Here is a 14,787-nt window from a genome sequence, read left to right as displayed (position 1 = left end):
CGGTCAATGAGCGGGAACTGCTGCCGGCGCCTGCCGGCCCTGGGCCACCAGGCTGGTGCCCAGGGCGTAGCCGTCGCGCTTGGGCAGGACCTGGCGGCGCAGGTAGTCCTGGTTGGCGGCGGTGACGCTCAGTCCGTCGCCACCGTAGTGCTCCGTGCAGATGACGCCCTGGAAGCCGACGGAAATGGCGAACTGGAAGGCCTCGCGGTAGCTGATCAGGCCTGATTCCATGGGGGCCGGCATGGCAACGTACTGGTTCCGTGCCTGGTCCTCATCGCGGATGTAGTTCTTGACGTGCCAGTAGTTGGAGTACGGCAAGGTCTTGTGCACCAGTTCGCGCCAGTCCTCGATGGGACGGTGCAGGCGGATCAGGTTTCCCAGGTCCGGATTCAGCCCAACGTTGGGCAGGTCGATGTCCTGGACCAGCTGGACGGAAGAATCGCCGGTGCCCAGGAACGTGTCTTCATACATTTCCAGGGACACCAAGAGGCCCAGTTCGGCGGCGTGCTTGCCGACTTCCCGGATGCGGGTGACGGCGTTGTTCCACGCGTCCTTGTCCCCCACCGGGTCCTTGTGGCCCTCCACCGTCCAGAACCACAGCTGCTTCTGCTGTTCCGGGGTGATGGCCTGGTGCAGTCCGATGGAGACGACTTCGCAGCCGAGCTGGGCGGCGGCCTCCAGGGTGCGGTGGGTGTAGGCGAGGTTGTCTTCCCAGTTGGCCTCTTCGATCACGCTGCGGCGGATGGCGGAGATGGAGGGCAGGCCCAGGCCGGCAGCGGTGGCGGCAGCCTTCAGTTCGTCCAGGCGTGCGCTGGAAAGATCGCCGGGGCGGACCCAGCTGTCTGTGAGGTCGGCGTTGGTGAAACCGGCATCGGCCACCTCCTCGAAGACCTTCTGCCAGTCGCTGGCGGGGGCGTCCTGGGCGGTGGTTCCGTCCGGCCTCGTTCCGGGGAACTGCAGCAGGGCGGCGGCGATGGGCCAGTTTTCAGCGGTGTACGGCATTGTCACTCCAGATCGGGAATCGCATTTCCTATAGGATCTACGGTACTTGTGACCCCTGTCAAGGGGTTGAGGATAATCTCCCGGATGCGGGAAGGAACGGAAAGCGAGGGCCAGGGCCGGCTGGGCCTTGGCATGGTGCTGCTAGCTGCGCACTTCGCTGTCGTGCTGCGAGCGCTGCTTGACGCCTTCGATATGGTCGATCATTTTTTGGCGGGCGAGTTCGGGGTCGCCGGCTTCGAAGGCCTTCAGGATCTCGGTGTGTTCCGCGATGGCGAAATCGGCGTCGGTCACGCCAAGTCCGCCGAAGAAACGGAAACGCTGGACCTGTCCGCCCAGTGCGTTGTAGGCGGACAGCAGGAATTGGTTCGCGGCTGATTCAGCGATGAGGCGGTGAAACCGTTCATCGGCTTCCCAATAGGCGCGGAACTCGGCGAAGGACGGACCCCGCGGGGCGGCCTTCAGGTCCTCGATGGCCTGCTCCAGCTGCCCGGTCAGTTCCTGGCCTGCGTGCTTGCAGGCCATGAAGGCGTTGGCTGGTTCGATGACCAGCCGCGCGTCCATCAGGTCGGCCAACTCGTCAGGGGTGAACAGCGGTGCCACCCGGTAGCCGCGCAGGGCCATCCTCCGGACCATCCCGGTGGCTTCCAGCCGGGCCAGGGCCTCGCGGACGGGCGTCGGGGAGACGTCCAGTTCCCTGGCCATCCCGTCAATGCTGACGGGAGTGCCGGCCTCCAGCCTGCCGTCCATCAGGGCAACAAGCAGAGCCTCATAGACGTGGTCGGCGAGGACCTGCCTGCTCACGCCACCGGAGGCCTGGTTCTTGGTTGCCATGTAGAAATCCTATAGCCGCTGCAGGGGCGGGACGTTGCGGATGACATGTCCTGGTCACGGTGCCGTGCGACCGCTGGGCCGTACGGCACCGTGCGCCAGGAGCGGCGGGAAAGCAGGGGCGTCAGGAGACCTGCAGGCCGCCGTTGATGTCGTAGGTGGCTGCCGTGATGTAGCCGGCGTCCTCGCCCAGCAGGAACGCGATCAGCGCCGCCACTTCCTCGCGGGTGCCCACCCGGCCCATCATGATCCCCTCGGACATTTGGGCTTTCCGCTCGTCGGTCAGCGTTCCGCCCATGATGTCGGTGTCGATCGGGCCCGGGGCGATGGCATTAACGGTGATGTTGTGCTCACCCACTTCGCGGGCCAAGGCACGGGTGAACCCGAGGATGCCGGCCTTGGAGGCACTGTAGGCCACCTTGGAGTAGGTGCCGCCGCCGCGCTGGGCGGAAATGGAGGAGATGCTGACAATCCTTCCCAGTTCGCGCTCGATCATGCCCTTGAGGACCCGCTGCGACACGACGAACGTGCCGCGCATGTTGATGGCGAAGACCTTGTCCCATTCCGCCACGGTGGTTTCCATGAAGGGAGTGGGGGAACTGATGCCGGCAAGGTTCACCAGTCCGACGATCGGCGGAAGCGACTGCTCGATCTCGGTGATCGCGCGGTCCACGGACGCCTCGTCCGAAACGTCAGCGCCCACGCCGATTGCTTTGACGGCCCGGCTGGAGCCGATCTCGGCCGCTGCCGCCTTGGCGTCTTCGGCATTGATGTCCAGGATGGCGATGGACCAGCCCTGGCTGGCCAGCCGGTCCGCGGTGGCGCGTCCGATGCCCCGGGCGGATGCCGCGCCGGTCAGGACCGCGGTGCGTTCGGTTGGAAATGCGTGCTCTGTAGTCATGACTGCTTCCTAGTGGTGTTCAGCGGCAGGAACGGTGGCTGCGGGCGCAGAGAAGAGACACCTTCAGGCCGGTTGCGTGCGTAGAGGTATGTGGCGACGGCGGTCACCGCGAGGCAGGCAGCCAGGAAGACCAGGCCGGTCTGGCTGCTTCCGGTGGCGTCCTTGAGGATGCCCACGATATAGGGGGCCACGAAGCCGCCCAGGTTGCCGAGCGAGTTGACCATGGCCAGTCCGGCTGCTGCTGCGGCGCCGGTGAGGGCGGCGGACGGCATGGCCAGGAAGGGCGCAATCGCGGAGTAGATGCCCATGGCCGCGAGGGTCAGGAAGACCATGGCGAGTACGGCATTGACGGGGAGCAGGAAGCCGGCGCCCAGGAGGCCGACGGCGGCCAGCACCATGCTCATGCTGGCATGCCAGACGCGGTTGCCGGTCCGGTCGGAGCGCTTGCTCCAGAAGTAGACGAACACGGCGGCGATGGCGTACGGGATGAAGACGATGAATCCCACCTGGGTGGAGTCGAACTTGCCAAGCGCCTTGACGATGGTGGGCAGCCACAGGCCAAGTCCATAGATGCCGCAGACCAGGCCGAAGTACAGCGCCGAATAGGCGATGGTGCGGGGGTCCTTCAAGCCGGCAAGGAAGTTGTGGTTGCCCGCCTTCTGCTTGTCCGCCAGCTCCGCAGCCATGGTGGAGGAGAGCCATTCGCGCTCCTCCGGCTTGAGCCACTTGGCGTGTTCCGGGCGGTCCGTCATGACGAAGGGCGTGATGATGCCCAGGATGATGGCCGGAATGCCTTCGAGGATATAGAGCCACTGCCAGCCGTGCAGGCCGGCGACGCCTTCGAGGTTCAGGAGCATGCCGGACACCGGGGCGCCCAGGGCGTTGGAGATGGGCTGGGCCAGGATGAAGATGCCCAGCACCGTCACGCGCTGCGCTGCCGGGAACCAGAGCGTCAGGTAGAAGAGGATCGCCGGGAAGAAGCCGGCTTCTGCGGCGCCAAGGAGGAAGCGGATGACGTAGAACGTGGTTTCACCGTTCACCAGGAACATGGCAGTGGCGAAGATGCCCCAGGTGATGAGGATTCTGGCGATCCATTTGCGGGCACCATACCGGTACATGCCGCCGTTGCTGGGAATCTCCAGCAACGCATAGCCCAGGAAGAAGATACCTGCGCCCAGGCCATAGGCGGCCTCGGTCAGGCCGATGTCCCCCTGCATGCCGAGTTTGGCGAAACCAACGTTGTTCCGGTCAAGGTAGGCGACGAAATAGAGGAGGACAATCAGGGGCATCAGCCGGCGGCGGACCTTGCGGAGGGTGGTCTCGCCCAGCTGGCCGAGTGCGGGGGCAGTGGCACGGGTGGTCATTTCAGGCCTCCGGTGAATGTGTGAGGGCCCTCAAAGGGGGAATGCGCGCGCATGGAGACTCCTTTGGCCTGCGGCTTTTTTGGGGGGTGATATCAGATGTCTGATGTCTGACTGCGAGTCTAGTCACAGGTGCATGTGGGCGTCAACACAGTCCGCGTCCTGCAAATTGGGCCCGGGACCGCCGGGCGGATGCGCCCGTACACAGGGGCACGGTAATACCCTCAGCCGGCAGTGGTGCCGCTGCGGCTGGCCATGGCGAGGTACTGCTCGTAGTCCTCGAAGGTCTGCGTGATGTGCGCGTCCATCGTGGAGCGCGCCGTGGCAGGATCGCCCGCGGCGATGGCTGCGAGGACCATCTTGTGGTGGTGGATGGCGTGCCGTTGGACATCCGGGAAGGCAGAGGTTTCCCGGCGCATCGCAAACAGCAAAGTAGAGAGCTGGCCCAGGAGGGCGGGGACGAACGGATTGCCGGACGCGCGCAGGACGGTGTCGTGGAAGGCGATGTCGGCCACGGTCAGGGCATCGACGTCCCCGGAAAGATGCGCGGCTTCCATCTTCTCCACGCTGTCCCGCAGGGCAGCGAGGTCACCCGGGCGGTGGCGGGAGGCGGCGAGTTCGGCTGCCCCGGTCTCCACCATACGGCGCACTTCCAGGAGTCGCAGTGCCACCTGGTCCGAGGCCACTCCCCTGGATGCTGCGCGCATGATGGCATCCAGTCCGGTCCAGCGCTCGGGCGGATTGACGAAGGTGCCCAGGCCGCGCCTGACGTAGACAACGTCCTGCGCTTTCAGCACTTTCATGGCTTCCCGTGCCGTCAGCCTGCTGACACCCGATTCCTTGGCGATGTCAGCCTCGGGCGGCAGGGCGTCGTCGGCCTTGATCTGCCCGCTGATGATGTGCTCAAGGACCTTGTCCACGACGGCGTCGACCAGGGTAGGTCGCTTCTCTGCCATCGTTGATCCCCTGCCTGCGCGCCCCACGGCGCCCGATACTCCGCTTCCAACACTACTCGACCCTGTTGGGGCAGGCCGCGCCCGCCGTCGTCGCCATTCGTTAAAAACGAACGCGGGGCCACCCGCAGGCCCGTCCCATGGCGGGAAACGGACCGGGGGTGGCCCCGCGTTGAGTGCAGAACCCTTAGAGGGCTGCGAACACCTCGCGGAGCAGCTTGGCGGTCTCGGACGGCGTCTTGCCGACCTTCACGCCGGCGGCCTCGAGGGCTTCCTTCTTGGCCTGGGCGGTACCGGCAGAGCCGGAGACGATGGCGCCTGCGTGGCCCATGGTCTTGCCTTCGGGGGCGGTGAAGCCGGCCACGTAGCCGACAACCGGCTTGGTGACGTTGGCCTTGATGAAGTCGGCTGCGCGCTCTTCGGCGTCGCCGCCGATTTCGCCGATCATCACGATGGCCTTGGTCTCGGGGTCAGCCTCGAACGCAGCCAGGGCGTCGATGTGGGTGGTACCGATGATGGGGTCACCGCCGATGCCGATGGCGGTGGAGAAGCCCAGATCGCGCAGTTCGTACATCATCTGGTAGGTCAGGGTGCCCGACTTGGAAACCAGGCCGATGGGGCCCTTGCCGGTGATGTTGGCGGGGGTGATGCCCACCAGTGCTTCGCCGGGGGTGATGATGCCGGGGCAGTTCGGGCCGATGATGCGGGTGACCTGGTTGCCGTCAGCGTCCACGGTCGACTGGGCGAGGGCCCAGAATTCGGCGGAGTCCTGCACGGGGACACCTTCGGTGATGACCACGACCAGGCCGATGCCGGCCTCAATGGCTTCGACGACGGCGTTCTTGGTGAACGCCGGCGGAACGAAGACGATGGAGACGTCGGCGCCGGTTTCAGCCATGGCTTCCTTGACGGTGCCGTAGACGTTGATTTCCTTCTCGCCGTGCAGGACCGTGGTGCCGGCCTTCCGGGCGTTGACACCGCCAACAATGTTGGTGCCGGCCTTGAGCATCAGGGCGGTGTGCTTGGTGCCTTCGCCGCCGGTGATGCCCTGGACGATGACCTTGGAGTCTTTGTTCAGATAGATAGACATGGTGCGTCCCTTTACTTCGCTGCGTTGGCGAGCTCGGCGGCCTTGTCGGCGCCCTCGTCCATGGTGGCGGCCAGCGTAACCAGCGGGTGGTTGGCCTCGTTGAGGATGCGGCGGCCTTCTTCGACATTGTTGCCGTCGAGGCGGACTACCAGCGGCTTGTTGGCAGCGTGGCCCAGCTCGGCCAGTGCGCCGACGATGCCCTTGGCGACGGCGTCGCAGGCGGTGATGCCGCCGAAGACGTTGACGAACACGGACTTGACCTGCTCGTCGCCCAGGATGACGTCCAGGCCGGCGGCCATGACCTCGGCCGAGGCTCCACCGCCGATGTCCAGGAAGTTGGCGGGCTTGACGTTGCCGTGGTTTTCGCCGGCGTAGGCCACGACGTCGAGGGTCGACATAACCAGGCCTGCACCGTTGCCGATGATGCCTACTTCGCCGTCGAGCTTGACGTAGTTGAGGTCCTGCGCCTTTGCCTTGGCCTCCAGGGGATCTGCAGCGTCCTTGTCCTCGAGCTGCGCGTGCTTGGCGTGCCGGAAGTCGGCGTTCTCGTCGAGGGAGACCTTGCCGTCCAGGGCGACGATGTCGCCGGCGCCGGTCTTGACGAGGGGGTTGACCTCCACCAGGGTGGCGTCTTCCTTCTTGAAGACGTCCCAGAGCTTGAGGATCACGGCGGCGACTTTGCCGCGCAGTTCCTCGGCGAAGCCTGCGGCTGCGACGATTTCGTCGGCCTTGGCCTGGTCGATGCCCACGGCGGGATCGATGGCGACCTTGGCCAGCGCATCGGGACGTTCGACGGCGAGCTGCTCGATCTCCATGCCGCCTTCAACCGAGCACATGGCCAGGTAGTTGCGGTTGGCGCGGTCCAGCAGGACGGAGAAGTAGAACTCCTCGGCGATGTCTGCACCCTGGGCGATCATCACCTTGTTGACGGTGTGGCCCTTGATGTCCATGCCCAGGATGTTTGTGGCGTGCTCAAACGCCTCATCAGCGGACTTTGCGACCTTGACGCCGCCGGCCTTACCGCGGCCGCCTACCTTGACCTGCGCCTTGACAACGGTAACGCCGCCGATCTTCTCGGCAGCTGCCTTTGCTTCTTCTGGGGTGTACGCCACGATGCCGGCAAGCACGGGTACACCGTGCGCCTCGAACATATCGCGCGCCTGGTATTCAAACAGGTCCACGGTTTAGTGTCCTTCTACGTCGAAGTAGTTTCTGTACAGTCGGACACCATCTGGAAGACGATGACCGGGCTGCGGATTGCACGCACCGGCGGCCTGTTGGAAACGAGCCACGCGGCGTAATGCTCCATGGGGAACTCTAGTCCTTTGGAGCGGCCGGGCCGTCCCAGACTACCCCTTATGTGAGTAAGCACACTATTCTATGGGGCGTAGAAAAACCGCGGATTTACGGGGTTTTTAAAGCATCCGCCGGTGCCGTGGAGGCCGTTGCGCCTGGTCCCGGGATGAGCTCGTAACGTTCGGTGGAAACGAAGAATCCGACGCCGGCGGAGACGTTTCCGCATGCCACGCCACCGTTGTAGGCCGAGCAGCGCAGCCCGTTGCGTTCCAGGTTCTGCCCGTCGGCGAGCACCGGAAGCTGCGCCAAGGGCCCGGATTTGCTCCCCTTCGGCCCGTAGGTGGCCTCCATGGTTGTGACGCCGGAACGGCACTCGCCGTAGCGTGCACTGTCCGGCGCCAGCAGGGCTGTGCCGCCAAGGTAGCCCAGGTGCGTCCCTCCGCAATCGTCTTTGACATCGGCGGATTGGGGCACGGGATAGGCAGCGAGCTCGCAGTGGGCCACGGGCACGATGGGCAGTTTGTTATTGGCCGCGTTGCTGTAACTGTTCTGCTCGTAGGGCAGGTTCAGGTGCTCTCCCCTGGCTGACGTGAGCGAGCAGGCAATGGTCCGGTCCGCGGTTATGAAGGAAAGGACGTCGTCGCCGCTGGAGAACGTCTTCGCATCAGCCAGCGGTGCCTTTTCCAGCTGTTCCATCGGCGGCAGGGGTGGAGGCGGAATATAGGAGGGGTCGCTGGTTGTCACCGAGCATCCGGTGCCGGCCACCAGGAAAAGGGCGGCGAGCAACCCCCATACAGTCCGTCGCATGGCCTCAATTATGCCCCGCCGGGGCGGCCGTGGGCGGTTTAGGCGCCCACGGCCTCCCGCGCCGGGGAAAGCAAGGTCCGGTAGCGCAGGGCATGGCCGGCCAGTTCACCCTCCGTCACCCCGGGCGCCCCGTGCAGGATCAGCGGCTCGGACAGCGCCAGGCCGCACAGCCGCGCGGTCGCCTCCAAGGGCCGCAGCAGCTCGGACATGGTGAACCGGTTGTGGCCGGCCGGGGTGTAGGACGAGCCGGGGCCGCCCGTTGAAATGACCAGGTGCAGGCGCTTGCCATGAAGTGCGTCCCCGCCGGGTCCGTACGCGAATCCACGGGTCAGCACCTGGTCCATCCATTCCTTGAGGATGCCGGGAACCGAGTACCAGTGCCAGGGGAACTGGAACACGATGGTGTCGTGGTCGCGCAGGTACTGCTGTTCCAGCCCGGCATCAAAGCGCCGGTCCGGGGCGAGTGCGGCCAGGTCACGGACGGTGACTCCCTCAAGGTCGCCGATGGCGCCGGCAAGCCTGGCGGTGATCCTGGATCGCTCTATGTCGGGATGGGCGAGGACGACGAGGGTGCGGTGATCCATCATGGAGCGTTGCGTTTCCTTTCGACGCGGGGTCCTGCGGCGGGGACCTAAGGGTTCGTGAGCACGACGCGGAAGCGCGCCCGGCCGGACATCATCCGCTCGAATCCTTCGCGCGCTTGGGAGAGCGGATAGGTCTCGATCATGGGGCGCACGCCGGTCAGCGCAGCAAAGCGAAGAGCGTCCTCCGAGTCCTTTGCCGTGCCCGAGGCGTGGCCTGCCACGGAACGGCTGCCGCCCACCAGGAGGCCGGCGTTGACCGGGACGGGTTCGTGGGGGACGCCGAGGACCACCAGCCGGCCTCGGGCCGAGAGACCTGCGACGCTGGCGGACATGGTGCCGGCGTCCGTGACGGTGGCGAGGATGACCCGGGCGCCACCGAGGTTCTGCAGTTCCGTTGCGACGTCGGCGGCGGTGCTGTCGATGTAATGGTGGGCGCCGAGGTCCCGGGCAAAGGGTTCCTTGCCGGCTCCGCGGGCAATCGCCACGGTTTCGTAGCCCATCCTTGCCGCGAACTGGACGCCCAGGTGGCCAAGGCCGCCCAGCCCCAGGACGGCAACCAGGTCTCCCGGGCGGGCGCCGCTGTGGCGCAGTCCGTTGAACGTGGTGACGCCTGCGCACATCAACGGGGCGGCTTCCTCGAACGACAGCGCGTCGGGGACGGCAGCGAGAGCGTCGGCCGGCGCCACGAGGTACTCGGCGTAACCGCCGTCAGCGGTCAGTCCCGTGATGTGCCCGGCCTGGCAGGAGATGAAGTCCCCGCGGCGGCATGGCTCGCACTGGAAGCATGCCCCGCCGAACCAGCCGACGCCTACGCGCTGCCCGGGGGCCCAGCGGGTCACACCGCCACCCACGCGTTCGACGGTTCCGGCTACTTCGTGTCCCGGGGTGCGGGGGTATGAGGATGCCAGGCCCGCGGCGGGCATGGAATCGCTGTGGCAGATGCCGCTGGCCGCGACCTTGATGAGGACATGGCCGTGGGGAACGTCGGGAAGGTCGAACTCGACGGGTTCGAGGGTGGCACCCGGCGCGGCGATGTGGACAGCTTTCATGGTGTTTCGGCCTTTCAGCGGACGATCTTGAAGTTGAAGGCGGGCGTGCCCAGGGCACCCCAGAGGCGCAGCCAGACGGGCAGCAGCATTTCGGTTCCGCGTGCCGTGGTGATGTCGCCGAGGTCGATGATGTCCTGGTGGCCGAAGTCCTTCAGGAGCCCGGTCACCATCGCCTTGGCTTCGGCGTCGTTGCCGGACACGAAGACCGATCCGGGGTCGGCCAGCATTCCGGGACGGGCCATCAGGTCAGCGTTCAGGGTGTTGAGGGACTTGACCACGCGGGCCGCTGGAAACGCTCGCTGGATGCGCTCAGCCAGCGAGTCGGTGTCTTTCACGAACAGGGTGGGCGGCATGCCGTTGCTGAAGTCGAGCGGGTTGGCGATGTCCAGGAGGACGGCCCCGTCCAGGTGCGCAGCTCCGACCTGTTCCAGCACGTCGATCGAGGCCCCGCCGTTGGTTGCGTTGACGATCAGTTCGGCGCCGTCGGCGGCGTCGGCGAAGCGTGCCACGGTGATGTCCGGGTTGCCCGCTGCCCAGGTGCCGAACGCGGGGTTACCCATGGCGTCGGCGTCGGTGCGCGCCAGTGCGGCTTCGGGGTCGCGGGTGCCGATGGTGACCGAGTGGCCCAGCTCCGCGAGGCGTGCCGCGATGGTGCGGCCGACCATTCCGGTTCCCAGTACTGCTGTCTTCATGGTGTCCTCCTGCTGACGGGTTCCGCACACCTCATGTGACGGATCGTTCACAAGTTTGTGACGGATCGTTCCGTCTGTCAAACTGGGTGAGTCGACATCGGAGCACAGTGGAGGAGAGTTGTGGCGCGCAGGACGGCTGAAGAAAACCGGCGCAACGTTCTGGAGGTGGCCACGCGCTTGTTTTACGCGCACGGCATCCGGGCGGTGGGGATGGACACCGTGGTGAAGGAATGCGGGGTGGGCAACGCAACCGTTTACCGCCAGTTCCCCACCAAGGATGCCTTGGCCACCGCCTACGCCCAGGGCCGGGCAGATGCCTGGTTTGAGCGGATGCGTGCCGCGGCGGCCGCGGAAGAGGACCCGCAGGACAAGCTCCTGGCCGTGTTCGGCGTGCTGGCAGCGGACTGCGCGGGAAGCACCTACCGTGGCTGCCCCATGTTGAACACCAACACCGAGTTCCCCGAGGGCGGGCACCCGGCGCACCTCTCCGCGGTGGCCCACAAACAGCAGGTCCGCGACTGGTTCAGCAGCCTCGCGACCGACGCCCGCGCCGAGGATCCGGACCGGCTCGCGGAAGAACTCCTCATTGTCCTCAACGGCACCTACGCCACCGCCGCGGTCCTGGACGGTGCCGTGTATGGGTCACGTGCGGTGGATATGGCCCGCCGCCTGGTGGCCGAATCCTGTCCGGCACGCAATTAAGGCCGTACCCGCCGCAGTTCGTGGCGGCGGCCGCGCGTCCGTCGTTTAGGCGTCGAGCTTGGTCAAGGGTGCGTAGCGCAGCAGCAGGCGCTTCTCCCCGACGTCGAACTTCACCTTGGCAACGGTCTTGTCGCCGGCTCCTTCGAGGGCCAGGACCGTTCCGTTGCCAAAGCTGGTGTGGTTGACCTTGTCCCCCACGCTGACGGCGACGATTTCTTTCTGCGGCTGCACCCGGGTCTTGGCCAGGAACGCAGGCACGTCGGCGTTGAAGCCGGCGGAAGAATCCGCTGCCGCACCCCGGGACGTGCCGGCGCCCCAGAAGGACCCGCTGTAGCGGCCGGACCCGATGGAACCGCCGCCTGCCCAAGACTGCCGGCTGGTGCCTTCGCGTTTCCACTCCAGGAGCTCGGCGGGAATCTCCTCGAGGAACTGGCTGGCCGGATTGTACTGGCTCTGGCCCCACATGCTGCGGACCTCGGACCGGGTCACGTACAGCCGCTTGCGGGCACGGGTGAGTCCCACATAGGCCAGCCGGCGTTCCTCTGCGAGCTCCTTGGGGTCGGTGGCTGATCGCTGGTGCGGGAAGAGCCCGTGTTCCATGCCGGTCAGGAATACCACCGGGAACTCCAGGCCCTTGGCCGTGTGCAGGGTCATCAGCGTGACCACTCCGAGTCGCTTGGCCTCGGCCACCGCGGCGTCAATGTCCGCGCCGGGGGCGTCCGGGATCTGGTCGGCGTCGGCCACGAGTGACACCTGTTCCAGGAAGGCGCCCAGGCTTCCCTCCGGATTCTCCTGTTCGTACTCGCGCACCACGGCCACGAGTTCTGCCAGGTTTTCCACGCGGGATTCGTCCTGCGGATCGGTGCTGGAGCGCAGGGCCGCGAGGTATCCGGTCTGTTCCAGGACAGCTTCGAGGGCTGCGGCAGCACCGGACCCCACAGCCACCTCGGCGAGGTCGTCCAGCATCTTCACGAAGCCCAGGACGGCGTTGACAGAACGGGTGGCCATGCCCGGAGCCTGGTCCGCGCGGCGGGCGGCCTCCATGAAGGACGTGCGTTCGCGGCTGGCGAGAGCCGCCACCGCGCCCTCGGCACGGTCGCCGATGCCCCGTTTGGGTTCGTTCAGCACCCGGCGGAGGTTGACGTCGTCGTCCGGGTTCACCAGGACGCGCAGGTAGGCCAGGGCGTCTTTGATTTCCTTGCGCTCATAGAAGCGCGTGCCGCCCACCACCTTGTAGGGCAGGCCCACGCGCACCAGGACGTCTTCGATGGAACGGGACTGGGCATTGGTCCGGTAGAAGATGGCGACATCGCCCGGGCGCAGGTTGTCCTCGTCCTGGAGCCGGTCGATCTCCTTGGCGATGAACTGTGCTTCGTCGTGCTCGTTCTCGCCCACGTAGCCGATGATTTTGTGGCCTTCGCCCTCGGCCGTCCAGAGCCGCTTTTCGGGCCGGTTGGGGTTGCGCGAGATAACCGAGTTGGCGGCACTCAGGATGTTTTGGGTGGAGCGGTAATTCTGCTCCAGCTTGATGGTTCGCGCCTCGGGGTAGTCCTTTTCGAATTCCACGATGTTGCGGATGTCAGCACCGCGGAAGGCGTAGATGGACTGGTCCGAGTCGCCCACCACGGTAAGCTCCGACGCGCCGGGGCCCTCGCCCACGATCTCACGGACCAGGGCGTACTGGGCGTGGTTGGTGTCCTGGTACTCGTCCACCAGGACATGGCGGAACCGTCGGCGGTAGGACTCCGCCAAGGCCGGGAAGGCGCGGAACATGTAGACGGTCTCGGCGATGAGGTCGTCGAAGTCCATGGCGTTGGCCTGCCGGAGGCGCTGCGTGTAGCCCTTGTAGACGTCCGCCACCGCGTGCTCGAACGGATCGTTGTAGTTCGCCGCGGAGGCAAAGGAGTCTGCGTCGATCAGTTCGTTCTTCAACGCGGAGATCTTGTGCTGGATGGCCTTGGGCGCAAACTTCTTGGGGTCCAGGTCAAGGGATTTGGAAACCTGGGTAACCAGGCGCAGGGAGTCGGCGGAGTCGTAGATGGAAAAGTTGGATTTCAGTCCGACGTTCGCCGCTTCCTGCCGCAGGATGCGGACGCAGGACGAGTGGAACGTGGAGATCCACATGATCTTGGCCCGCCCGCCAACCAGGGCCTCGATGCGCTCCCGCATTTCGGCGGCCGCTTTGTTGGTGAAGGTGATGGCAAGGATTTCGCCATGGTGGGCGCGGCCGGTGGCGATCAGGTAGGCGATCCGGTTACTGAGCACGCGCGTCTTGCCCGAGCCCGCGCCGGCGACGATCAGCAGGGCTGATCCGCCGTGCTTGACCGCTTCCTCCTGCTGCGGGTTCAGCCCTTCCAGCAATTGGGCAGCATCCGGGCGGCGGCTGCCATGGTGGCCGTCGTCGTGCCGGTTCCCGGCGTTCCGGTTGGACTGTTGCCAGCCGCCTGGACGGTGAAAACTGCCCTCCTGCGGATCCGGCGTTCCGCCCGGCCCTGCCGTGGTGGCAACGCCCTCAGGCTCCGTCCTGGTGCGGGCGGTGGACGCGGGAGTGGCCTTGAACGGTCCGTCAGAGTACGGGTCAAACAACATATCCATGGTGCCTACAAGTCTAGGCGGTGGGACCGACAACGCCTTCCAGGCTGTGGATTACTCCCACGGCGGGGGCGATTGCTTCAGGCCACCGAGCCTGACAGGAGGGCTGCACGCAACTCCCGGACCGCCGTCGTTCCCCCGGCCAGGAACCACTCCAGGCCGTTGACCCGGACCGTGTCCACGGCGCCCCCGGCTGCCCGGACAATTGCCTTGCCCGGCAGCCAGTCCCACTCCGGGCAGCTGTGCTGGAACCAGCACCCCAACTGGCCGTCCGCCACGCGGCCCAGGTCGCAGGAACCCGAGCCCAGCATCCGCAGGGAGGCGGCGGACGTGGCCGCTGCGTGCCACGGCATGGCACACATGGGATCCATCAGCCAGGTGGGGTGGATGTAGGTGGCGGCGCCAAGTTCGGCCACCGGGGTGGTGTTCCTTTTGCCGTCGTCGGCGCCGAAAACGGTCAGCAGATCGCCGTTGAGCGTCGACTGCCGGTCATGGCCGCCAAGCCACAGCTTGTCCTCTTCCGGCTGGAAGATGGCACCGAGAAGCACGTCGGCGGAGTCCTTGAGCGCTATGGCTGAGCACCAGTAGGTGGAGCCGTGCAGGAAGTTGTAGGTGCCGTCCACGGGGTCGATAACCCAAGTGCGGCCGCTGGTTCCCTGGACGGAGGCGCCTTCCTCGCCCAGGATGCCGTCCTCCGGCCGGCAGCGCTGAAGCTGTTCCAGCACGTAAGCCTCCGCGGCGCGGTCCGCCGCGGTCACCACGTCGGAGACGGAGGTCTTTTGTTCAGACTGCAGGCCGGCCATGCGCATGAGGAGCGCCAGCTGCCCGGCTTCACGGACCAGCGCTGAGGCCAGTTCGTAGTCGTCCAATGCGGGGTCAAGAACAGCTGCGCTGTGTCGGCCTGTGGTCATGGGTTCAGTTTATGGGGCG

At 66.1% G+C, this 14,787-nt stretch carries 14 protein-coding genes; 1 reads left to right on the top strand and 13 read right to left on the bottom strand.

Annotation, left to right across the window (positions count from 1 at the left end; translation table 11 throughout):
- Nucleotides 1-3 precede the first annotated feature (3 nt).
- The 11 genes from QRN53_RS14090 to QRN53_RS14040 all read right to left on the bottom strand — a co-directional run bounded on the left by QRN53_RS14090 (nucleotide 4) and on the right by QRN53_RS14040 (nucleotide 10,563).
- Entirely contained in the window at nucleotides 4-1,002 is a 999-nt protein-coding gene (locus QRN53_RS14090) for a sugar phosphate isomerase/epimerase family protein (protein WP_285244455.1), read from the bottom strand.
- Nucleotides 1,003-1,143: 141 nt separating this feature from the next.
- On the bottom strand, nucleotides 1,144-1,833 hold the full coding sequence (locus QRN53_RS14085; protein ID WP_285244454.1) for a GntR family transcriptional regulator: 690 nt from the start codon (nucleotides 1,831-1,833) through the stop codon (nucleotides 1,144-1,146).
- A gap of 121 nt (nucleotides 1,834-1,954) precedes the next feature.
- A complete protein-coding gene (locus QRN53_RS14080) occupies nucleotides 1,955-2,731 on the bottom strand; it encodes an SDR family NAD(P)-dependent oxidoreductase (protein ID WP_285244453.1) in 777 nt (258 codons plus the stop codon).
- The gene (locus tag QRN53_RS14075) at nucleotides 2,728-4,095 is read right to left on the bottom strand and encodes an MFS transporter (RefSeq protein WP_285244452.1); all 1,368 of its coding nucleotides are present in this window, start codon (nucleotides 4,093-4,095) and stop codon (nucleotides 2,728-2,730) included. The genes QRN53_RS14080 and QRN53_RS14075 overlap by 4 nt, the downstream gene beginning before the upstream one ends.
- A gap of 221 nt (nucleotides 4,096-4,316) precedes the next feature.
- Entirely contained in the window at nucleotides 4,317-5,048 is a 732-nt protein-coding gene (locus tag QRN53_RS14070; RefSeq protein ID WP_285244451.1) for a FadR/GntR family transcriptional regulator, read from the bottom strand.
- A 184-nt stretch (nucleotides 5,049-5,232) separates the two neighbouring features.
- The gene (gene sucD / locus QRN53_RS14065; RefSeq protein ID WP_285244450.1) at nucleotides 5,233-6,135 is read right to left on the bottom strand and encodes a succinate--CoA ligase subunit alpha; all 903 of its coding nucleotides are present in this window, start codon (nucleotides 6,133-6,135) and stop codon (nucleotides 5,233-5,235) included.
- 11 nt (nucleotides 6,136-6,146) lie between these two features.
- Complete coding sequence (sucC, locus tag QRN53_RS14060; RefSeq protein WP_285244449.1) at nucleotides 6,147-7,316, bottom strand: ADP-forming succinate--CoA ligase subunit beta; 1,170 nt, start codon at nucleotides 7,314-7,316, stop codon at nucleotides 6,147-6,149.
- A 223-nt stretch (nucleotides 7,317-7,539) separates the two neighbouring features.
- Entirely contained in the window at nucleotides 7,540-8,238 is a 699-nt protein-coding gene (locus tag QRN53_RS14055) for a hypothetical protein (protein WP_285244448.1), read from the bottom strand.
- A gap of 38 nt (nucleotides 8,239-8,276) precedes the next feature.
- Nucleotides 8,277-8,825, bottom strand: a complete 549-nt coding sequence (locus tag QRN53_RS14050) for an NAD(P)H-dependent oxidoreductase (protein WP_285244447.1) — start codon at nucleotides 8,823-8,825, stop codon at nucleotides 8,277-8,279.
- 44 nt (nucleotides 8,826-8,869) lie between these two features.
- Nucleotides 8,870-9,871 (bottom strand): alcohol dehydrogenase catalytic domain-containing protein, encoded by a 1,002-nt coding sequence (locus tag QRN53_RS14045; RefSeq protein WP_285244446.1) that lies wholly within the window; start codon nucleotides 9,869-9,871, stop codon nucleotides 8,870-8,872.
- A 14-nt stretch (nucleotides 9,872-9,885) separates the two neighbouring features.
- Nucleotides 9,886-10,563: an NADPH-dependent F420 reductase gene (locus tag QRN53_RS14040; protein ID WP_285244445.1), complete on the bottom strand. Its 678-nt coding sequence runs from the start codon at nucleotides 10,561-10,563 to the stop codon at nucleotides 9,886-9,888.
- A 120-nt stretch (nucleotides 10,564-10,683) separates the two neighbouring features.
- Between QRN53_RS14040 and QRN53_RS14035 the strand changes: the two genes are divergently transcribed.
- Nucleotides 10,684-11,265 (top strand): TetR/AcrR family transcriptional regulator, encoded by a 582-nt coding sequence (locus QRN53_RS14035; RefSeq protein WP_285244444.1) that lies wholly within the window; start codon nucleotides 10,684-10,686, stop codon nucleotides 11,263-11,265.
- A 45-nt stretch (nucleotides 11,266-11,310) separates the two neighbouring features.
- Here the strand turns inward: QRN53_RS14035 and pcrA are convergent, their stop codons facing one another.
- On the bottom strand, nucleotides 11,311-13,854 hold the full coding sequence (gene pcrA / locus QRN53_RS14030; RefSeq protein WP_502934849.1) for a DNA helicase PcrA: 2,544 nt from the start codon (nucleotides 13,852-13,854) through the stop codon (nucleotides 11,311-11,313).
- 83 nt (nucleotides 13,855-13,937) lie between these two features.
- Nucleotides 13,938-14,768: an inositol monophosphatase family protein gene (locus QRN53_RS14025; RefSeq protein ID WP_285244442.1), complete on the bottom strand. Its 831-nt coding sequence runs from the start codon at nucleotides 14,766-14,768 to the stop codon at nucleotides 13,938-13,940.
- Nucleotides 14,769-14,787: the final 19 nt, after the last annotated feature.

This window comes from Pseudarthrobacter sp. fls2-241-R2A-127 (assembly GCF_030209355.1).
GTDB lineage: Bacteria > Actinomycetota > Actinomycetes > Actinomycetales > Micrococcaceae > Arthrobacter.
This window is presented reverse-complemented; position numbering and strand designations above follow the sequence as displayed.